General features: G+C 35.3%; 24 protein-coding genes. 11 read left to right on the forward strand and 13 right to left on the reverse strand.

Features of this window, described 5'->3' with window-relative positions:
• Positions 1-97: 97 nt before the first annotated feature.
• The 4 genes from Q0992_RS07635 to Q0992_RS07650 all read right to left on the reverse strand — a co-directional run bounded on the left by Q0992_RS07635 (position 98) and on the right by Q0992_RS07650 (position 4811).
• On the reverse strand, positions 98-841 hold the full coding sequence (locus Q0992_RS07635; RefSeq protein WP_299521927.1) for a hypothetical protein: 744 nt from the start codon (positions 839-841) through the stop codon (positions 98-100).
• Between the two features lie 5 nt (positions 842-846).
• Positions 847-1365, reverse strand: coding sequence for a hypothetical protein (locus Q0992_RS07640; protein WP_299521930.1), 519 nt, complete (start codon positions 1363-1365; stop codon positions 847-849).
• 141 nt (positions 1366-1506) lie between these two features.
• Entirely contained in the window at positions 1507-2955 is a 1449-nt protein-coding gene (locus tag Q0992_RS07645) for a glyceraldehyde-3-phosphate dehydrogenase (RefSeq protein WP_299521933.1), read from the reverse strand.
• A gap of 440 nt (positions 2956-3395) precedes the next feature.
• Positions 3396-4811 carry a trypsin-like peptidase domain-containing protein gene (locus tag Q0992_RS07650; protein ID WP_299521936.1) on the reverse strand — a complete coding sequence of 472 codons (1416 nt, stop codon included), beginning with the start codon at positions 4809-4811 and terminating at the stop codon, positions 3396-3398.
• Between the two features lie 151 nt (positions 4812-4962).
• On the opposite strand from Q0992_RS07650, the gene dapF reads away from it, so the two are divergent.
• From dapF to Q0992_RS07675, 5 genes are all read left to right on the forward strand, one after another.
• Positions 4963-5742 (forward strand): diaminopimelate epimerase, encoded by a 780-nt coding sequence (gene dapF, locus Q0992_RS07655; RefSeq protein WP_299521939.1) that lies wholly within the window; start codon positions 4963-4965, stop codon positions 5740-5742.
• Entirely contained in the window at positions 5736-6260 is a 525-nt protein-coding gene (locus tag Q0992_RS07660) for a GNAT family N-acetyltransferase (protein ID WP_299521942.1), read from the forward strand. Before dapF ends, Q0992_RS07660 begins: the two co-directional genes overlap by 7 nt.
• Positions 6261-6263: 3 nt before the next feature.
• The gene (gene mltG, locus Q0992_RS07665; RefSeq protein ID WP_299521945.1) at positions 6264-7307 is read left to right on the forward strand and encodes an endolytic transglycosylase MltG; all 1044 of its coding nucleotides are present in this window, start codon (positions 6264-6266) and stop codon (positions 7305-7307) included.
• A 3-nt stretch (positions 7308-7310) separates the two neighbouring features.
• Positions 7311-8216 carry a DUF2279 domain-containing protein gene (locus tag Q0992_RS07670; protein WP_299521948.1) on the forward strand — a complete coding sequence of 302 codons (906 nt, stop codon included), beginning with the start codon at positions 7311-7313 and terminating at the stop codon, positions 8214-8216.
• 116 nt (positions 8217-8332) lie between these two features.
• On the forward strand, positions 8333-8989 hold the full coding sequence (locus Q0992_RS07675) for a peptidoglycan-binding protein LysM (protein ID WP_299521951.1): 657 nt from the start codon (positions 8333-8335) through the stop codon (positions 8987-8989).
• On the opposite strand, the gene Q0992_RS07680 is transcribed toward Q0992_RS07675, so the two are convergent.
• The 4 genes from Q0992_RS07680 to dnaA form a co-directional block, all read right to left on the reverse strand.
• On the reverse strand, positions 8986-9702 hold the full coding sequence (locus Q0992_RS07680; RefSeq protein ID WP_299521954.1) for an SAM-dependent methyltransferase: 717 nt from the start codon (positions 9700-9702) through the stop codon (positions 8986-8988). The genes Q0992_RS07675 and Q0992_RS07680 overlap by 4 nt on opposite strands.
• A gap of 2 nt (positions 9703-9704) precedes the next feature.
• A complete protein-coding gene (locus Q0992_RS07685) occupies positions 9705-11111 on the reverse strand; it encodes a PQQ-dependent sugar dehydrogenase (RefSeq protein WP_299521957.1) in 1407 nt (468 codons plus the stop codon).
• Positions 11112-11176: 65 nt separating this feature from the next.
• The gene (locus Q0992_RS07690; RefSeq protein WP_299521961.1) at positions 11177-11641 is read right to left on the reverse strand and encodes a low molecular weight protein-tyrosine-phosphatase; all 465 of its coding nucleotides are present in this window, start codon (positions 11639-11641) and stop codon (positions 11177-11179) included.
• Positions 11642-11651: 10 nt separating this feature from the next.
• Positions 11652-13079 carry a chromosomal replication initiator protein DnaA gene (dnaA, locus tag Q0992_RS07695; RefSeq protein WP_299521964.1) on the reverse strand — a complete coding sequence of 476 codons (1428 nt, stop codon included), beginning with the start codon at positions 13077-13079 and terminating at the stop codon, positions 11652-11654.
• A 197-nt stretch (positions 13080-13276) separates the two neighbouring features.
• Here dnaA and Q0992_RS07700 point away from each other — a divergent pair, with 197 nt between their 5' ends.
• Positions 13277-13684, forward strand: coding sequence for a thioesterase family protein (locus Q0992_RS07700; protein WP_299521967.1), 408 nt, complete (start codon positions 13277-13279; stop codon positions 13682-13684).
• On the opposite strand, the gene Q0992_RS07705 is transcribed toward Q0992_RS07700, so the two are convergent.
• The 5 genes from Q0992_RS07705 to Q0992_RS07725 are packed head-to-tail and all read right to left on the reverse strand — an operon-like array spanning position 13679 to position 17270.
• Positions 13679-14287, reverse strand: coding sequence for a YigZ family protein (locus Q0992_RS07705; RefSeq protein WP_299521970.1), 609 nt, complete (start codon positions 14285-14287; stop codon positions 13679-13681). The genes Q0992_RS07700 and Q0992_RS07705 overlap by 6 nt on opposite strands.
• Before the next feature lie 3 nt (positions 14288-14290).
• Positions 14291-15139 (reverse strand): DMT family transporter, encoded by an 849-nt coding sequence (locus Q0992_RS07710; RefSeq protein ID WP_299521972.1) that lies wholly within the window; start codon positions 15137-15139, stop codon positions 14291-14293.
• Positions 15136-15750, reverse strand: a complete 615-nt coding sequence (locus Q0992_RS07715) for an HAD-IA family hydrolase (RefSeq protein ID WP_299521975.1) — start codon at positions 15748-15750, stop codon at positions 15136-15138. Before Q0992_RS07715 ends, Q0992_RS07710 begins: the two co-directional genes overlap by 4 nt.
• Positions 15751-15776: 26 nt before the next feature.
• Positions 15777-16784 (reverse strand): bifunctional diaminohydroxyphosphoribosylaminopyrimidine deaminase/5-amino-6-(5-phosphoribosylamino)uracil reductase RibD, encoded by a 1008-nt coding sequence (gene ribD / locus Q0992_RS07720; protein ID WP_299521978.1) that lies wholly within the window; start codon positions 16782-16784, stop codon positions 15777-15779.
• On the reverse strand, positions 16785-17270 hold the full coding sequence (locus tag Q0992_RS07725) for an LEA type 2 family protein (RefSeq protein ID WP_299521981.1): 486 nt from the start codon (positions 17268-17270) through the stop codon (positions 16785-16787).
• A 35-nt stretch (positions 17271-17305) separates the two neighbouring features.
• Between Q0992_RS07725 and Q0992_RS07730 the strand changes: the two genes are divergently transcribed.
• From Q0992_RS07730 to ligA, 5 genes are all read left to right on the forward strand, one after another.
• Positions 17306-17797: a GNAT family N-acetyltransferase gene (locus Q0992_RS07730; RefSeq protein ID WP_299521984.1), complete on the forward strand. Its 492-nt coding sequence runs from the start codon at positions 17306-17308 to the stop codon at positions 17795-17797.
• Positions 17798-17799: 2 nt separating this feature from the next.
• Positions 17800-18693, forward strand: a complete 894-nt coding sequence (prmC, locus tag Q0992_RS07735; protein ID WP_299521987.1) for a peptide chain release factor N(5)-glutamine methyltransferase — start codon at positions 17800-17802, stop codon at positions 18691-18693.
• A gap of 1 nt (position 18694) precedes the next feature.
• A complete protein-coding gene (locus Q0992_RS07740; protein ID WP_299521990.1) occupies positions 18695-19276 on the forward strand; it encodes a TIGR00730 family Rossman fold protein in 582 nt (193 codons plus the stop codon).
• A 161-nt stretch (positions 19277-19437) separates the two neighbouring features.
• Entirely contained in the window at positions 19438-19758 is a 321-nt protein-coding gene (locus Q0992_RS07745) for a hypothetical protein (RefSeq protein WP_299521993.1), read from the forward strand.
• Positions 19755-20748, forward strand: a 994-nt coding sequence (ligA, locus tag Q0992_RS07750) for an NAD-dependent DNA ligase LigA (RefSeq protein WP_299521996.1), incomplete at its 3' end; no start/stop codon positions are given. The genes Q0992_RS07745 and ligA, both read left to right, overlap by 4 nt.

The following is a 20748-nucleotide window of genomic DNA, read 5'->3' on the forward strand; positions in this document are numbered from 1 at the left end:
CAAGATAATGATTTTATGAGCATTTCATAAATAAATTATCAAGGCAAATAGCCTCTCGTATTGTGAGGCTATTTCATATACGGTAGTAAATATGGTTTTAGATGTTTAGGGTGCTTAAATGACTCATATTGTTAATGTCATTGTTGTCTAAACGGTATTGGTACAGACCATGATCTCCAATAAGCACAATAATGTTATTATTAATAATGACATCAAAAGCATCGACATCTATAGAAGTCACCAAGCTCGAATTCTCTGGATCTGAGACATCAAAGACTTTAACTTCGTCATCACATACAAATAAATAATTGCCATACAAGCCAAGCCCAATAGGTTGGGTTAGGTTTCTTGAGGAAATTAAAATAGGATTGGTGACGTCGGTAACATCGTAGATTTCCAAAACATTAATATCGATACCACAGCCAATATTGGTGTGTAAAGTCACAAAAGCATGTGTGTCATTAGCGACAACGGGATCGCAAGCTGTAAAATGTTGTACATCGGAAAGGTAAGCAGGTGTTTCAGGATTGGAAATACTGTAAATAAACATCCCGTTTCTAGATCCTATGTATAAATAGTTCTTATAATTAAAAAGGGTTTCGATATTAAATCCAATAGGAACCGTATTTACCAAAACAGGCTGTTCATCATCAATGATGCTAAATACATTGAGATTAGTGTCGTCAACCACATATAAATAATCGAGATAAAGCGAAAATCTGGCCAAAGAGCCACCTTGTCCACTTTCGGTAAACGAAGAAACGGAATCATTAGAAGCGCTATCAGATTCACAACCTAACAGCAGCAATGCGAAAATCAAAATAATATAGATATGCTTCATAGCTATTAATTTATAGGTTGCCAATCGACTACAATTTCATTTGCTTCCACAGGATAATACAATGGTCCTACAGGCGACCATATCTGGGGAAATACATTCTCTAAACGTTTGGTCAATGTTAATGTTTCTGATGCTTCATCAATTTTAAAGGAGATAAGATCTCTTGCATTATTGGCATAGAATATGTCGTTTTTAATACTTAAGTCCGAAGAGCCCAATACCTTGATAAAGCCAATATTTACTGGATTTGTAGGGTCTGAGTTATTAATGATATGGAACCCTTGGTTCACCTCATTGATAAAAATAAAGTTGCCTTTCACATAAATTTTTCCCGAATCCTCAATAGGTCTTGGTGTGTTTATGAGAACTGTTGAGGTTTCAAATTCGGTGCGTTGCATAATAACAGGTTCGTAAGGGGTGTTTGCCTGAAAATCCGCAATAATGTCATCATCGTTTCCCCACCCAATACAGGATTGAAAGCATAAGGGAATAGTTACTAGAAGTAACAGGAAGTATTTTTTCATAGCTGATTGATTTAGTTTAGTACGTAGATGTAAAAACTAAATTAGGGTTGCGTTGAAAACCAAGTGAGTTTTCAACAAGTCAGCTTTAAACAAAAAATCTTGTCCTAGGACAAGATTTTTATTTTTGGTTTTCAATACATTCTAATAGTAGGCATAGCGTCTTACTTTAGAAATATATTTTGCCAGCCGTATCACTTGATGACTGTATCCATATTCATTATCGTACCAGATATACAAAATCACACTTTTACCATCGCTTCTAACAATAGTCGCTTTACTGTCATAGATAGATGGTGCTGAGCTGCCAACAATATCGCTAGAGACCAATTCATCGCTCATTTCATATTTAATTTGTTCCACCAAATCACCTTCAAGCGCATACTTTTTCATGATGGTATTCATACTATCCACAGAGGTTTTCTTATCTAATTCCAGATTTAAAATTGCCAGTGAGCCGTTCGGCACAGGAACGCGAATAGCATTAGATGTTAATTTACCGTCTAGCGATGGTAAGGCCTTGCTCACCGCTTGTCCTGCTCCAGTTTCTGTAATCACCATATTCAAACCTGCGGCTCTTCCACGTCTGTATTTTTTATGAAAATTATCGACCAAGTTTTGATCGTTGGTGTAAGCATGGATGGTTTCCAAATGTCCGGATTTAACACCAAAAGAATCTTCTATGGCCTTTAAAACTGGTGTAATGGCGTTGGTTGTGCAAGATGCTGCCGAAAAGATTTTTACTTTATCAGGATTGTGTTCAAGATGATTGACACCATGTACGATATTTGGCACTCCTTTTCCTGGAGCCGTTAATAAAACCTTGTCGACACCTTTAGCCTTTAAATGTCTGCCTAGCCCTTTTTCATCTCTAAAAGCACCTGTATTGTCAATAACCAAAGCATTATTGATGCCATATGTTGTGTAATCAATATCTTCAGGTGCATTGGCCGAAATAACGTTTACAGTAGTGCCATTAATGATAAGTGCACTGTTGTTTGCATCAACACTTACCATTCCTGGGAAATCCCCATGTACGGAATCATTCCTTAAAAGGGAAGCACGTTTTTCTAAAACCGTTTCATTAATATCGCCACGGGTAACGATGGCTCTTAAGCGCAACTGATTGCCCTTGCCAGTACGTGTCATTAACTCACGTGCTACCAAGCGTCCAATTCTACCAAAACCATAAAGAATTACATCTTTTGGTTCTATGTGTCTAGGTGTTTTGGCCTCTTTTAGTTTGGCCGCTACGAAAGCCGTCGCATTGTCGTACTTTTTATCTTCGAGATGATACTCATAGGTCAACTTACCGATATCTAATTTGGCAGGTTGCAAATTTAATTTTTTGATGGCCTGAGCAATCTCAACAGAATCAAAAATAGAAATCGGCTTTTGAACGAATTCGCCTGCATACTCGTGCAAGTTTAAAATCTCGCTCACTTTTCTATCAATCAATTGATTTCTGAACAGTACAAGCTCTATGGAATTGTCGTACCAAAGGTCGCTTACTGTCTTAATAAATTCGACCGTAGCTCTACGACGATCGGCTTGAAACGCTAACTCTTTTTCGTAAGTGTCGTTAAAACCCATTTTGTTTTGGTTTAGTGGTTTTTAAATTCGGCGCAAAAATACATATTTCAAACGTTTTCGTAGTATGTTTTGGCGAAAATAAAAACCCTTCAAAGAATTGCTCCTTGAAGGGTTGTTTTTTAATATTTTAAATATTAAAAATTCAATTTTATACTTTTTATACTTGTAGATTAAAATCTCCATTTATATCTGGAAGTGACCCTTCCCTACACGTAGTTTCATAGCCAAAAGAATTCCATAAATTCAGATAGGATTGAGCCATCTCATCACTAACTTCTACAACCCATACGTTCTTTACGCCATCAATAATTTTTGATCTACTACAAATCTGATTGCTACCGTCAATAAATTTTAATTGTTCTGTGGAAAGTTTGAATTTTTTAAATTTTTCTAAGTTACTCAGAATAATTTAATTAATGTTAATGGTTTAAAGATGATTTTTATTGTTTAAAATAAACTTCTTTTTTTTCTAAATATAAATTTAAGTATTCTATTCTGCTTATATTTTCTTTGAAATCATTTCCATATTCCTCTTTAAATTGTCGAATATCTTCAATTGACTTAACTTTAAAATCATTAATGCCGGTAATTATAAATCCTTTTGATATTCCTAGGTTTTTATAAAGCCATGTATTATTATTTTCTTGAATTATAACTCCATTACTTATATCGTATTTTTCTTTCAAATCTGTGGGAATATCTCTGAGCTTCATCTGAATAAAATCTACTGATAGACTCTCTCTCTTTGTTAAATTAACAGCAATAACCTTCTCACTTCCACCTCTTATTAAAGTGACATTGACTACATCATTTGGGCCTTTTGTTTTTAAATACCCAGATAGGTCTGAAAATTTGCTGATCTCTACGTTGTCTATCTTCTTAATAATATCACCAGATTTAATCCCAGCCTTTTCAGCACCAGTATCTTCTGTAACTTCACTAACATGAAAACCTTCGGTAATATTTGTGCCAAGTCGTTCCGCAGTTTTACTGTTAAGTGATTCACCAACAACACCAAGAATACCATTTTGTACATTGCCATACTCCATAATATCATTGACGATTTTTCGCGCTATATTACTTGGTACAGCAAATGAATAGCCAATGTAAGACCCATCACGGGAAGAGATAGCTGTATTAATGCCAATTAAGTCTCCATTAGTGTTTACTAGTGCACCACCTGAATTTCCTGGATTTACAGCGGCATCTGTCTGAATAAAGGATTGGGTATTTCTACCACTCAAATCCCTGGATTTAGCACTTATAATTCCCGCCGTAACCGTAGATGTCAAATTAAAAGGATTGCCAACGGCCAAAACCCATTCACCAATTTTGGAGTCGTCCGAATCACCAAAGGCTAAAAATGGTAAGTCTTCGTCTGCTTCAATTTTAATTAAGGCAATATCAGTCGCCTCATCAGTACCTATAAGCTCAGCCATATAGGATTTATTGTTATTAAGTGTAATACTTATTTCGTTGGCATTTTTTATCACATGATTGTTGGTTACGATATAACCTGTTGGTGAAATAATGACACCACTACCAGTACCAACTTGCGCTCGTTGTGAACTACGCCCAAAAAACAGATCTTGCATAGACATAGGTGCAGTAACTATGGCCGTATTTTTAACGTGAACAACCGCATCTATCGATTTTTCAGCGGCTTCAATAAAGCTTGGTGCATCATAAGATGAGTCGCTAGAAATTGTATTTGTAGGTACATAAATTGGCAAATCAGAAACCTGCTCTACAGCCAATTGCTGTTGTTTTTCTTCTTCGACGAAAAGTTTGTATCCGGCCAAAGTCAATAGACCACCTAAAGCTGAAGCACACACTAGAGTTAGAATCTTCTTCATAATTTTTCAGAATTTAAGTTAAACTGTTTAACGCTTAAAATTAGATATTTATTGAATTTCATATTCTTTTTTAACGACTATTTAACGCCAACTTTAACTGCCCTTTAACACCTCGTTTTACAGGCTATTATTCTTATATTTGCCTGTAATTATGGTAGTGACATTTTATAAATATCAAGGCACAGGAAACGACTTTATTATTGTTGATAATCGTTTACAAGGTATTAGCAAAAATGATACCAATCGTATTGCCAAATGGTGCAATAGACGTTTTGGCATTGGTGCCGATGGATTGATTCTTTTGGAGAATGATAAGGATTCGGATTTTAAAATGGTCTATTTTAATGCAGATGGCAATGAAAGCAGCATGTGTGGCAATGGTGGACGCTGTATTACCGCCTTTGCAAAGTTTTTAGGCATTATTGATACCGAAACCATATTTTCTGCCATAGATGGTTTGCATAAAGCAAGAATTAAAGGTAGTATCGTAGAATTACAGATGCAAGATGTCACTGCTATTGACGTTTTTGATAAGCATTTGTTTTTAGATACAGGCTCACCACATCATGTAGAAATGGTTGTTGATGTTAATACTTATGATGTAAAAGCAAAAGGCGCAAAAATTAGATATGGATTGCCTTATGGTGAAGCAGGTAGCAACGTGAATTTTGTTGAGCAGATTTCCGAAAATACATTTGCCGTTAGAACTTACGAACGCGGAGTAGAAGACGAAACACTGTCCTGCGGTACAGGTGTTACTGCTGTTGCATTGGCTATGCACAAACAGGAAATGACACAGATGAATGAAGTTACCCTAAAGACACCTGGAGGTGAGTTAAAAGTAACTTTTAAAGAAAGTAAAGATGGCTACAAAAATGTCTGGCTTATTGGTCCTGCAGTACAAGTTTTTAAGGGTGTATTGGAATGGTAACACTTAGAGGTAAATATGTTTATTTAAGAGCATTAGAGCCTGAGGATTTGGATTTTGTGTTCCTTGTTGAGAATGATATGTCCTTTTGGCAACTCAGTGACACCCAAGCGCCATATTCCAGATTTTTAATTAAGCAATATCTTGAAAATGCAAAGCAAGATATTTTTGAGGCCAAGCAATTGCGATTGGCTATTTGTACCAATGATGACAATACAGTAGGACTCATTGACGTTTTTGATTATAATGTTAAGAATAAACGCGCCGGAATAGGTATTCTAATAAAGGACGAACCTAATAGAAATCAAGGTTTTGGAAAGGAAGCTTTGCAACTTTTAGTGGATTATTGTTTTAATGTGCTTCATTTGCATCAGGTGTATGCCAATATATCTGAAGACAATCAGACCAGTTTAAAATTGTTTGAAAGTAATGGTTTTGAAAAGATTGGTCTAAAAAGAGATTGGAGTTTTAACGGAAATACATTTTCAAACGAATTTATCTTACAGCGTATTAATAAGTAACATATGTATATAAAAAAAATACTTTGGGCCATTGCCTTAATCGGACTTGTCATTTTCGGTGTCATAGCCTATTATATTTATGGTGCTATGTTTCAACCAAACACCAAATTTACCTCTGAGAAGGTTTATATCTATATTTCTACAGATGCCAATTATTTACAGGTGCGAGCACAACTTGAGCCTTTACTGGATGATATGGATACCTTCGATGCATTAGCAAGTCAAAAGAAATACACATCCAATATTAAAGCAGGTCGTTTCGCCATTTCTAAAGGAATGAACAACAATGACATTATAAATTCCATACGGAGCAAAAATTTACCAGTTAAGATAGCATTCAATAATCAGCATACTTTAGAAGATTTAGCAGGAAGGGTTAGTAAACAAATTGAAGCCGATAGTTTATCGCTTATTGAAGCAATGACTAATAATGCTTTTTTAAATGAAAATGGATTCAATGAAGCTACAGCCTTAGGCATGTATTTGCCTAATAGCTATGAAGTCTTTTGGAATACATCAGCTAAGGGCTTTCGAAATAAAATGCTCAAAGAGTATAATAGATTTTGGAGTGATACTAGAAAAGCAAAAGCAGAAGCCTTGAATCTTACGCCGAATGAAGTTATGACAGTGGCTTCAATTGTTTACGAGGAATCAAAGAAAAAAGACGAACAGCCTAGAGTGGCTGGAGTCTATTTAAACCGGTTGAGAATTGGCATGAAACTCGATGCTGATCCGACTTTAAAATTTGCAGCATATCAACTTCCGAAGTATAAAAATACAGTGATAAGACGTGTTTTGAATGTTCACAAGGAAATAGATTCCCCTTATAACACCTACAAAAATGCTGGTTTGCCACCCGGACTCATCGCAATGCCAGATTTATCTGCTATTGAGGCCGTTTTAAACCCTGAAAAACATGAATACTTCTATTTTGCAGTTGATGTTAATCGTCTTGGCTACCATAAGTTTGCCAAGTCGTTGGCTCAGCATAATAGTAATGCAAGGGCTTATCAACGCTATTTATCGTCTCAAGGGATAAACCGCTAGACATTGAAGAAGTTTTATGGCTATATCGTCGTATTACTTTGTGTCTCTAGTTCACTTTTTTCGCAATCAAAACTCAATCAATTTTTACAACCTAGCGATACTTTAAATACATCTAGGCGGAATGCTGTTGTGATTTCTGAAGTTTCTCTCGCAACAATAACACTCGTTGGGTTAGATCAACTTTGGTATGCGGATTACCCACGTTCAAAATTCAGGACGATTAATGATAGCAATGAATGGTTACAAATGGATAAACTAGGCCACGTATTTTCGTCATATCAATTAGGAAGGCTTGGTGCCAATACCTTAAACTGGGCAGGAGCAAGTAAAAGCAATCAAATAATCTATGGTTCAACATTGGGTTTGGGGTTTTTGACTGCCGTTGAAGTTATGGATGGATTTTCAGCGGAATGGGGATTTTCATGGGCAGATATGGCTGCTAATGCTTTGGGAACAGGACTATTCGCGGGTCAAGAATTATTATGGCAAGAACAGCGCATTTTATTAAAGTATTCGTTTCATAGAACGCGTTTTGCAGAACAACGACCCGATAAACTAGGTAATGGTCTAACCGAAGAATTCTTAAAAGACTATAACGGGCAAACCTATTGGTTAAGTGCTAATATTAATTCATTCTTAAAGACCGAATTTATACCAAATTGGGTAAACTTGGCCTTCGGTTATGGTGCAGATGGGATGCTAACAGGTGATCCCAATGATCCACTTTTTCCTGATCAAAACAGAATTCGTCAATATTACTTGAGTCTGGATATTGATTTAAGTCGAATTAAAACCAATTCTAACGTCTTAAAAACGATTTTTGACGTTTTAAACGTTATTAAGATCCCTTTTCCAGCAATAGAGCTGAATAGCAGAGGGCACGTAAAGCTGCATTATTTCTACTTTTAACAAGTTTTAATAACACTCAATCTTCTGGTTTTCAGAAATTAAATAAATTTCTTATCTTTGCAGCCGAATTTTATAAAGCTTTTGGGGAAAGTTTTATAAATGTAAAATTAGCTGTTATGGTTAAGAATAGCATTAAGAATTTTTTACTGCCATTTGCAATATGTTTCTCAATTGCCTTGGCATTATATCCAGATTCCACTTTAAATTCAGATTTATATTCTACTGAAGGTTTAGATTTAGATTATAACATTCCTGCAGAATTGGCAATGACTGAGGAGCCTCATGAGATAAAGCCAAACATGTTTACACCTCATTTAGGGAAATCTTTTGAAGGCTTTAAAGAGGCTTTGGCATTTAAAGAGTCGAGAGGCGATTATTTCACGGTTAATACATTAGGTTATTTAGGCAAGTACCAATTCGGTTCGGAAACCTTAAAGTTAATAGGTATTTACAACCCAAATCAGTTTTTATATAATCCAGAATTACAAGAGAAAGCTTTCATGGCGAATGCATCGCGTAATAAGTGGGTGTTAAGAAAAGACATAGAACGTTTTGATGGTAAATTTATTGGTGGTGTGCAAGTAACCGAATCAGGTATTTTAGCGGCGGCGCACCTTGCTGGACCCGGAAGTGTAAAGAAGTATTTGCGCAGTTATGGTAGTGATAATTTTGCTGATGCTTACGGTACTACTGTAAAATACTATATGAAACGATTTTCGGGTTACGATACCTCTATTATAGAGCCTAATAAAAAGGCAAAGGCAAGACTTTAATCTTTTTGAATTATAAAGATAGCTGGTCTTTTGTGAAAGTCTTCTTCAATATTTTTCCATGCAATTGCTGGCATTGTTTTAATATACTCTGTTGGTAATGTTAAATCACAAGCTACACATACTCTTGTTTGAGGGTGAAGTACACGGACAAGGTCGTTTAACATGTTCATATTTCTATATGGTGTTTCAATGAAGATCTGTGCCTGATTATGCTCGGCCGATTGCCTCTCTAAAGCTTTTAATTTTGTTTTACGTTCATTCTTATCTATGGGTAAATAACCATTAAAACTAAAGCTTTGACCATTCATGCCAGAGGCCATTAGGCCTAAAATAATAGATGATGGTCCAACCAATGGTATAACTTTTATATTTAGCTGATGTGCCAGACTAACAATGTCAGAACCAGGATCTGCTATGGCGGGACATCCAGCTTCCGAGATTAGTCCCATAGATTCACCTTCCAAACAAGGATTTAAATATGTATTTCGTTCTTCTTCGGTAGTGTACTTGTTTAAGACACTAAGCTGTAACGAAGGCTGAGACTTATTAGGCGAAACACGCTTTATAAAACGGCGAGCCGTCTTTTCGTTTTCAACAATATAATAATCAATATCTTCTATAACCTTTTTTATCGATATAGGTAAGACTTCAAGAGGTGGATTGTCACCTAATCTTGTGGGAATTAAATATAATGCTCCTTTCTGGGTATTCATTTTTAGTTGATGACGAACTTTTCAGTGATTTGCTGACCACCTTCAGAGGTAATCCTTAAGATATAGAATCCACTTTTTAAATCAGAAATGGTTATATCTTTAATCATTTCATTTGTTCTTAACAATGATTTTACAGTCTTTCCTTGAATGTCGTAAATGGTAATTTCGGTTGGTATTGAAGAACTATTATCCGAAAAATCTACAGAAAGTATGTCTTCAGCTGGGTTAGGAAAAATGGTAACGCTACTCAATTCGTTGTCTTCCACACTTAAAAGCGCATCCGATAATTTGAAGATGTCTCCAGAAAGGCTAGATACTAACAGTTCGCCATTAATATCTTCACCGAAAGCGACCCAATCACCAGAAAAACCCTCTAAGGTCATATTCCAATTTCCACCCTCAAATCGAAGAAATCCAATTTCCTCACTACAATAATCAGCAAAAAAGTACAAACCCTCAAAATTAGGATAGGTTGCACCTCTATACCTATAGCCACCAGTAATTGAGCATTTAAAATCACCATCGTTAAAATGGTTGTACTCCGCTACTGGAAATGTCAACGTACTACTGTTAGGACATCCGGAATTATTGAAAATATCATTGGCTTCATAACATCTCCAACCGTAATTAAGACCAGCGTCCGTAGATGATGCCCTATTAATTTCTTCAAATTGATTTTGTCCTACATCAGCAATCCAAATATCGTTTGTGAGTCTATCAAAAGAAAATTTCCAAGGGTTTCTAAGGCCGTATGCCCATATCTCATCGCTTGCAGCACTAACACCTACAAAAGGGTTATCAGAAGGGATGTCATATGGATTGGATATTGATGAATTATTGACATCGATTCTAAGTATTTTACCTAGTAAATTCCCGAGGTTTTGAGAATTGTTCTGAGGGTCTCCGCTAGACCCACCATCTCCCGAGGAAATATAAAGATAACTGTCAGCTCCAAAAGCCAAATCACCTCCGTTATGATTTGAAAAAGGTTGATTGAAGGTTAATATGATGAGCTCGGAAGTAGGGTCTGCAAGAGCTGGGTTGCTGGTATTTCTTGAGAATCTGGAAATAACAGTATTGCCTGAATTATTAATGTAGTTCACAAAAAAATAACCATTTGTAGAATAGTCTGGATGAAACGCCAATCCAAGTAAGCCTCTTTCGTCGCCAATAAAGTCTAAGTTTCTGACACGCCCATCTATATCCAAGAAAGGAGTACTTTCAATAGTTCCATCACTATTAAGGATTCTAATACGACCATCTTGCTCTACAATAAATAGCCTATCATCACCAGCATGTTTTATGTTTACGGGATTATCAAATCCTGTGGCAAATAAGTCTAGTTCTAAATCTTGGGAAAAGCATAATGTAAAACAGATACAACAGAGTAGGGTAGTTAAATTTTTCATAGCATAGATAACAAGGGGTTTATTAGACTAAGTTACAAAAAATCAAGCAAATAGTTAGCGATATGCTACAAACCAGCAGAGATTAACTTACGGGCTATTAAGGTTGAGGTTGCTTCTACTATATCAAAAACGTATTCGAAGTCATCAATATCTCCATAGTAAGGGTCTGGTACATTTTTATTGGAGATAGAGGGATTTTCCTCTAAAAATAATTTCACTTTGCCAATGTCATTATTGTTTCTGGCTAGACTAATAATGTTAGTATAGTTTGAAGCGTCCATAGCATAGATATGGTCAAAAGTATCAAAATCTGACACTTTAAATTGTCGTGCACTTTGGGTGCTAATATCAATACCGTGTTTACTGGCAACTTTAATAGACCTATAATCTGGTTGGTTGCCTACATGGTAAGCAGCCGTACCAGCAGAATCTACATAAAACGCATTGCTAGTAAGTTTGGATTCTAAAATGCCATGAGCAAGTGGTGAGCGACAGATATTGCCAAGGCACACCATTAAAATACGAGTCATGATTTAAGGATTAAAGCGAAAGTTTTTTAGCCAAATCTTCAACATACTTTCTAAACTGTTTGTCGGTTGAAGAAAGGTTGTCTACGGTTTTGCAAGCATGTAAAACTGTAGCATGATCTCGCTGACCGATTTGAGAACCAATACTTGCCAAAGATGCTTTTGTGTATTTTTTGGCAAAGAACATAGCCAATTGACGTGCTTGCACTATATGACGCTTTCTTGTCTTGGATTGTAATGTACTCACATCCATTTGGAAATAATCAGAAACAACTTTCTGGATATAATCTATAGAAACCTCACGCTTGGTGTTCTTTACGAATTTCTCTACGATGTCTTTAGCCAAGTTGATAGTAATCTCCTTTTTATTAAAAGAAGATTGCGCAATAAGCGATATGATGGCACCCTCTAGCTCTCTAACATTAGTTTTGATATGTTTTGCAACATACTCAACGATTTCTTCGGGCATTTCAACTCCATCTCTGTAGAGCTTGTTTTTTAGAATCGAAACCCTAGTTTCAAAATCTGGAGTTTGTAATTCTGCGGAAAGTCCCCATTTAAACCTGGATAACAAACGTTGTTCAATATCTTGCATATCTACAGGAGCCTTGTCACTGGTTAACACCACTTGTTTACCATTTTGATGTAAGTGGTTAAAAATGTGAAAAAAGACATCTTGTGTTCCGGTTTTACCAGACAAGAATTGAACATCATCAATGATTAAAACATCTATGATTTGATAAAAATGTATAAAATCATTTCTGTTGTTCTTCTTAACAGAATCTATATATTGTTGAGTGAATTTCTCTGCGGAAATATATAAAACCGTTTTTTCGGGATACTTATCTTTAATATCCACACCAATAGCATGCGCTAAATGTGTTTTTCCTAAACCCACGCCACCGAAGATTAAGAGCGGGTTAAAAGAAGTTCCGCCAGGCTTATTGGCTACAGCAATACCTGCATTTCTCGCCAAACGATTAGAATCACCTTCTAGGAAATTCTCAAAGGTATAACTTGGATTGAGTTGCGACTCAATCTTTACGTTTCTAATACCAGGGATAATAAAAGGGTTCTTTAATTCTGGACTCTTATTATTGAAAGGCACATCAACATCCTGGGATTTTACAGGTGTTCTGTTAGAACTCGGGATTTTTTCGGTAAAAGGTTGTTTATTGCCATAAGTGTTTTCCATCTTTATGACGTAAACCAATTTGGCATCATCTCCCAATTCTTTTGTTAAGGCAACCTTTAAAATTTTAACGTAGTGCTCCTCTAACCACTCATAGAAGAATTTACTAGGTACTTGAATGCTCAAAGCATTACCTGAAAGTTTAACAGCTTGTATAGGCTCAAACCATGTTTTATAGGCTTGGGGTTGAATATTATCTTTTATGAATTTGAGACAATCACTCCATACCGATTCAGCTGTTACCTCCATGCGTTAAGTTAGATTTTCTTTGTTAGTTAGATTAGCAAAAAAAAAGAGAATTAGGATTCTCTTGTGGTTTTGAACATGACAAATATGTGAACAAAATTCTTAAAAAAAAAATGAAATTCTATTGAATTTTTAGAAATTTTTCTTCATGTTTAAAATCTTTGAAAATTACAAATTTTTTGTTAAAAAAAAGCATAAAATTGAATTTTAATGAAACAAGAATAAAGGTTCGCTATGGTGAGACAGACCAGATGGGTGTTGTGTATCATGCCAATTATGCGGTTTATTTTGAAGTTGGTAGAACCGAGTGGTTACGGCAGTTTGGTCTTAGCTATAGTGCTATGGAAGCTGATGGGATAATGCTTCCCGTGATTTCGTTGTCTATAAATTACAAAAATTCAGCACGTTATGATGAAGAGCTTAAAGTAATAACTAAGTTAAAAAAAATGCCTACAGCTTCGATAGAATTTGATTACGAATTACGAAATGATTCTGACGAATTGCTAGCAACTGGAAACACTATTTTAGCTTTTATAGATATGAATCGCAATAGACCTACACGTTGTCCAAAATATCTTTTAGACAAACTGCAAAATTATTCGTTATAATTCATCTATTTTCACGCCAAAAAAATCTTTGAATATCCCTAAGATTTTAGAACCGTTACTTTTTCTGACAGATATTTCCAACAGGCAATTGTGTTCCAACGTCTGATTAATGATATCTACCTGATTTTCTTTCAATACGCGTATTACTTTGCTCATATATTTATACTCAAAACTGAGTTGAAAATGTCGATTTATTGTTCTTTCAATAATATCTGCAGTTTCTAAAGCCAACCTAGCACTTGTTCGGTAAGCATTAATTAAACCACCCATACCTAGTTTTGTGCCTCCATAATAACGCACTACGATAATTAGAATATTAGTCAAATCAAATGATTTGATCTGTCCATATATGGGCATGCCTGCAGAATTACTGGGTTCGCCATCGTCATTAATTCTGTAGCGTATGGTTTCCATGCTCAATTGATAGGCGTAACACCAATGTCGGGCAGAATAGTGTTCTTTCTTTACAGCTTCTAAATAGGTTTTTATTTGGTCTTCATTGTTAACAGGGAGCGCATAACTATAAAACTTACTATTCTTATCCTTAAAGAGCTCACCTTTAGATGGTTTTGATATGGTTTTATACGTGTCTTTTTCAGTCATTAATTAAAGTGTCACTAAAATAATAGAAACCAATGCTATTAGTATGCCCAACCAATTCTTCTTAGATATCAGTTCTTTAAAGATTAAAAGTCCTGCCAAACAAGAGGCAGCTACAATAGCTACATTATTGATTGTGAAAACAGATGAACTTTCATAACCATCGACACGTAATGCCTTTAATAAAAAATACATGGAACCATAATTTACGATGCCTAAGGCAAAACCAAAAGGAATACTTTTTCGATTTATTTTATAATTCTTAGTTAAGGCTTTATACACAACAACCATAATACCTATGCCTCCAGCACTAGCAAATATTACAGCCAAGAATAAGGGCATATTACCATCTGGTGCAAAATGATTGACACTTGTGTCTATAATACCTGACCCTAAGAAGAGTATAATTGGTAAATAGATGGATTTAGTGAGGACCACATCACCTTTGGGCTTCATTGAAGTTAGATAAACGGCGATTAAAGCTAAGACTATACCGGCTATTTTTTGAAACCCAACACTTTCCTTATAAATCAATATACCAAATAAAATAGGAATAATGACGCTCATTTTACTTGCAACAGAAGCTACTGATAACCCATTTTTTTGAGCCGTAAGTGCCATAACATTAAAAATGCTAATGAATAAAAAGCCTAAGGCCAAAGCCACAAAAAACCATGTGGAGTTTAGCATTACAGAAGTATCGATTTCTTTGTCATAAAAGAGGATACCACATGAACTTGCCGTAATATAATTCATTACAATAGCCTGTAAGGTATTAGCATTATGCTTATCAAACAATTTGAAGAGTACAAATATTGCTGTAGAGGATAGTATGCTGAGAATTAAATATATCAAAAGAGGTCTTTTTTAATTTCAAAAAGATTAATGACATCTTCTTTTGTTTCGTCAATATTCCAAACGTGAATCCCCATGGATTCTGCTACTTCGGTATTCTCCTTGGTGTCATCAATAAATAAGCACTCATTAGGACTTAAGTTATTATCTAGTAAAACAAAATCGAAAATTTCTGGGTTGGGTTTTCTCAAAAATATTTCATGAGACAAATAAAATTTATCGAAACAACGTTTAAAATCTTCATAAAAAACACTATCGGTGGTTTTAATAAAATCAATATGCATTTCGTTTGTATTACTTAAAAGTATTAGCTCATAAGTGCTCTTTTCAGCTAAATCTTTGATGAAATCCAAGCGATATTTTGGGAAGTCTTTTAAAATAAAATTCCAAGCGTTTATAACTTGGGTTTCATTCAATTTTGGAAATTTTGAGAGATAAAACCCTATGAATTGATTTGTCGAAATTTTACCCATTTCGTAATGCATATTAGCTGCCATCATATCGTCTTCAAACGTATCTAATTCAAAAAGTCGAAGGGCGTTTTGCATGGCTCCTTGCTTGTCTAAATTGATAAAGACGTCACCAAAGTCGAATATTAACGTTTTAATCATATGACCTTCCCACGAAAGTGGGAACCTTATTTATTGTTTCTAATAATTTTCAATGTATCCTCTAAAATCATAGATTCAGAAATCAATTTCCCTTTCAGCCTTGGTGCTTTTACGCCTTCTTTGAATTCTACCTTTCCGATAAAAATTCGTGCTTCGTCCCAAAGGCCTTCATCAATAAAGCTTTGAAGTGTTTTTGAGCCACCTTCTATAATTACCGAGTTGATGTTCTTATTGTATAAAAGATGGCATACTTGAATTGCTATGGGCTGATCAAAATCAATATCGTCATTAGTGATTCTAATCGTTTCAGATTGATTATTAAATACCTCATAATCATTTTTCAACTTGGATGTTTTATCCAATATAAATCTTATTGGATTCTGCCCTTCCCAATCCCTTACCGTTAAACTTGGATTATCTTCCATTACCGTATTAGTTCCAACCAGGATAGCCTGTTCTTCTGCACGCCACTTATGGACCAATTGCCTTGAGTACTTATTGGTTATCCAAACGGGTTTCTTTTCGCTTTTTATTTTTGGCGCTATAAAACCATCAACAGTTTCTGCCCATTTTAAAATGATGTAAGGGCGTTTTTTGTTATGAAAGGAAAAAAAGCGCTTAAGATGATTTTTACATTCTTCTTCTAATACTCCTACCAAAACATGGCATCCAGCGGCTTTTAGTTTTGCAATGCCTTTACCAGCAACTTCGGGATTATCATCAATACAACCGATCACCACTTCTGGAATTTTGTGCTTAATGATTAAGTCACTGCATGGTGGTGTTTTTCCAAAATGGCTGCAAGGCTCAAGCGTTACATACATGGTGCTTTTGCTAAGCAATGATTTATCTTTTACAGCATTGATAGCATTGACTTCCGCATGACTACTGCCATAAGGGCTTGTAAAACCTTCTCCAATAATCTCATTATTACAAACAATGACTGCACCGACCATAGGATTTGGACGTGTGGTCCCCAATCCATTTTTACCAATGTGTAAACAGCGTTTTATGTAATCCTCGTGACTATACAATTAGAGTTTAATTTTAAGCTCTTGGGTTTCATCAACATCATAGCTTGAGGAATAGCCCAAAACTTTATATTTTATTTCACCTTTGTATTGCACTTTTAATTTTTGTGAGATTAAACTGCCTAACAATCCACCAAGACTTTTCCTATCGATGATACTATCCGTCGCAATAGCTACAGTCAAAGGAACTATAAAGTTCTTTTTGGAAGGCACATCAAAGGCTTCGGAAACAAAGGTGGCAACTTCAGTATCGTTGATATAAACCTTTAAATCATCAGTTTTGAGAGTACCGCCAACGTCATTAGGATTTATAAATAACGCATCAGCACTAAGTGTGATATTTTTGATATTGGAGTCTACAACTTTTATGTTATCAAGACCTAAAAATTCTGGTTCCTCTGTCACGGTACAGTTGAAAACCAGTGAAAAAAACAATAAAATGAGCGCTGTTCTTTTAAGCATAACATAGATAATTATGGCTATCTTCATGCCGAAATAAATTCGGTATTAAATCATAATATTAAGTGGGTAAAGATACTATTGTTATTCGAGAAATTGAACAAAAGGACGATTCTAAAATTGCTAAGGCCATTCGAAGTGTTTTGATAGAAATGGGCGTACCTAAAGTAGGTACTGCCTACGAGGACAAATCCCTAGACTGCATGACTGAAACTTATGATCAGCCTCGTAAAATTTATTTTGTGGTAGAAAAAGGTGAAGCGATTATTGGAGGTGCTGGTATTTCACCTTTAGATAATTATGAAGGAAATGTATGCGAATTGCAAAAAATGTATTTTATGCCAGAAGCAAGAGGTAAGGGCTTTGGCAGTAAAATGATGCAAAAATGTTTGACATTTGCGAAAGAAGCTGGTTTTGATCAGTGTTATTTAGAAACTATGCCCTATATGGATGATGCCAGAAAGCTTTACAAAAAAGTAGGTTTTGAATTCATAGGTGAACCTATGGGAGATACAGGTCATTATTCTTGCTCAGTTTGGATGCTTAAAGATTTGTAATATTGAAAGCACTCGACTTAAAAGATATTTACCACAAAGAACTGGATGCTATTTATGGTAAGGATGAAGTTGAAAACTTTTTCTTTTTAACTACCGAACACCATTTTAATATCGCTAGAATTCAATTGGCTTTAGAACCAGAGTTATCATTCACAAAACCTGAAACTGATGTCTTTTTTAAAACCTTAGATGATTTAAAGCAGCAAAAACCAATTCAGTACATTTTAGGAGAAATGGAGTTTTATGGCTTAAAATTCAAGGTCAATACTAACGTACTTATTCCAAGACCAGAAACCGAAGAGTTGGTAGATTGGATTGTTAATTCGCTAGACACTGAGGTTCTTGAAGTGTCTGGTTCAAATATAAGATCTAAACTTAAAATTTTAGATATAGGAACCGGTTCGGGTTGTATAGCGATAAGTTTGGCAAAACACTTACCAAATGCTAAAGTTTATGCTTTGGATGTTTCAAAGAAAGCTTTGGAAGTTGCGAAGGATAATGCCAAGCGCAACAATGTTAAAGTCAATTTCGTTAACGGAAATATTTTAAATACACCCTGTGATGCTGAACTTATTTCAGCATCACAATTCGATATCATCGTATCCAATCCACCATATGTAAGACAATTGGAAAAAGCTGAAATGCAACCAAATGTGTTAAACAATGAGCCACATTTAGCATTATTTGTCGATGACGAAAACCCACTCAAATTCTATAGAGTAATTACAACATTTGCTGTTAATAATTTGAAACATTATGGTCATTTATATTTTGAAATTAACCAGTATCTTGGTAAAGACACAAAGCAGCTGCTAGTGGATGCTAATTTTCAAAATGTTGAGTTACGAAAGGATATTAATGGTAATGACCGTATGTTGAAAGCACAAAAGAATTAATATGAAACGTATAGCAGTTTTTTGTGGTAGCAGTACTGGCAATGACCCTTATATTGTTAAAGCATCTTATGATTTAGGTGTTGTAATGGCCAAAGCGCATATAACTTTGGTTTATGGTGCGGGAAAAATTGGCATTATGGGACGCGTTGCGGAAGCTGTTTTAGAAAATAATGGCAAGGCTATAGGCGTCATACCAGAATTTTTGAAGACGAAGGAAGTCGTCAATACAAATTTGACTGAATTAATCGTCGTCAAAAACATGCACGACCGAAAGATTCTCATTTATGAAAAAAGTGATGGTTTTATCATTTTACCTGGAGGTTTTGGTACTATGGACGAATACTTTGAAATTACGACTTGGGGACAATTGGGTTTGCATACAAAGCCTATAGGTATTTTGAACATTAATGGTTATTATGATGCTTTAATCGCTCAGTGTAAAACTATGGTGGAACGTGGTTTTTTAAAGCAAGAAAATCTAGATGCTGTGGTTATCGATAATACGATTGACGGCATACTCGATAAAATGAACAATTATGTGCCATTACCAACGCCAAAATGGTTGAATAAAGAAGGACTTTAGGATTGACGATTCATGATTTTAGATTTTTATATAAGTTTTTCGTCATTTCGAATGTAGTGAGAAATCTCATAAAAGGATAACAACTGAAAATTACTCAAGAAAACATTAGCAAATTATATAGGATTTTTGGTCTGATTAATTTTTGTCTGAGTATTGCCTTTATGGCATTATCTGATGCGGATTTTAGTGAGAAAATTTTTTTCGTCTTATTTGTTAATTTATTCTATCATATTTGTTTTTTTGGTTTGTCATGGTTCCCAAGAAATAAGCTTTTAAAAATAATGTCTAAAGAAAGACCAGTTCGAATTTTTTTGAGAATAGTTTTGGGGGTTATTATGGTTTCATCATTTCTATATCCTATAAAACAACTAATCTCTTCATTCCAAAATGGTGATTATTCCAGCCTATTTATGATTTTTATTACAGTTGGATTATTTTTAGGAGCAATTTCATTTTGGATAAGCTTAAGTCAAGAACAATGAACAATCAACAAAAAATACAATCCCTTAGAGACGAACTCCGTCAGCATAATTACAATTATTATATTCTCGATAACCCAACGATTAGTGATTACGAGTTCGATATGAAGCTGAAGGAACTTCAAGCCTTGGAAGAAGCGCACCCAGAGTTTTTTGATGCCAATTCACCAACACAGCGTGTCGGAGGGACGATAACCAAGAATTTTAATACCGTTATTCATGACTTTAGGATGTATTCCTTAGATAATTCCTATTCAAAAGAAGACTTACAAGATTGGGAAACCCGAATCAAGAAATTGGTTGATGGAGAGGTGCAATATACCTGTGAGCTTAAGTACGATGGTGCTTCAATGAATCTCACTTACGAAAACGGGAAGTTGCTAAGAGCAGTTACTAGAGGTGATGGTGTGCAAGGAGATGAGGTAACTACAAATGTAAAGACCATCAATACAGTGCCATTACAACTAAAAGGGGACTATCCAGAGCGTTTTGATATTAGAGGAGAAATCATTTTACCTATTGAGGGCTTTTTAAAAATGAACGAAGAACGTATTGCTAATGACGAAGAACCCTACAGGAACCCTAGGAATACCGCATCTGGAAGTTTAAAACTACAAGATAGTGCTGAAGTTGCCAAGCGCCCTTTAGAATGTTTATTGTACAGTATTAAGGGCAATAACCTAAATATTTCCACCCAGTTTGAAGGACTTCAAAAAGCGAGGGAATGGGGTTTTAAAGTCCCCAAAGAAGCAAAACTGGTCAATTCTATCGAAGAGGTTTTAGACTATGTGGCCTATTGGGATAAGCATCGTCATAACCTGCCTTATGAGATTGATGGAGTTGTAATAAAGGTGAATAGTTTGTATCAACAGGAAGAGCTGGGCTATACGGCTAAAGCCCCACGTTGGGCCATGGCTTATAAGTTTAAGGCAGAGCAAGTCTCTACCAGATTAAATGAAATCACTTATCAAGTAGGGCGAACAGGAGCTATAA

This window comes from Winogradskyella sp., from assembly GCF_028289625.1.
Classification (GTDB): Bacteria; Bacteroidota; Bacteroidia; order Flavobacteriales; family Flavobacteriaceae; genus Winogradskyella.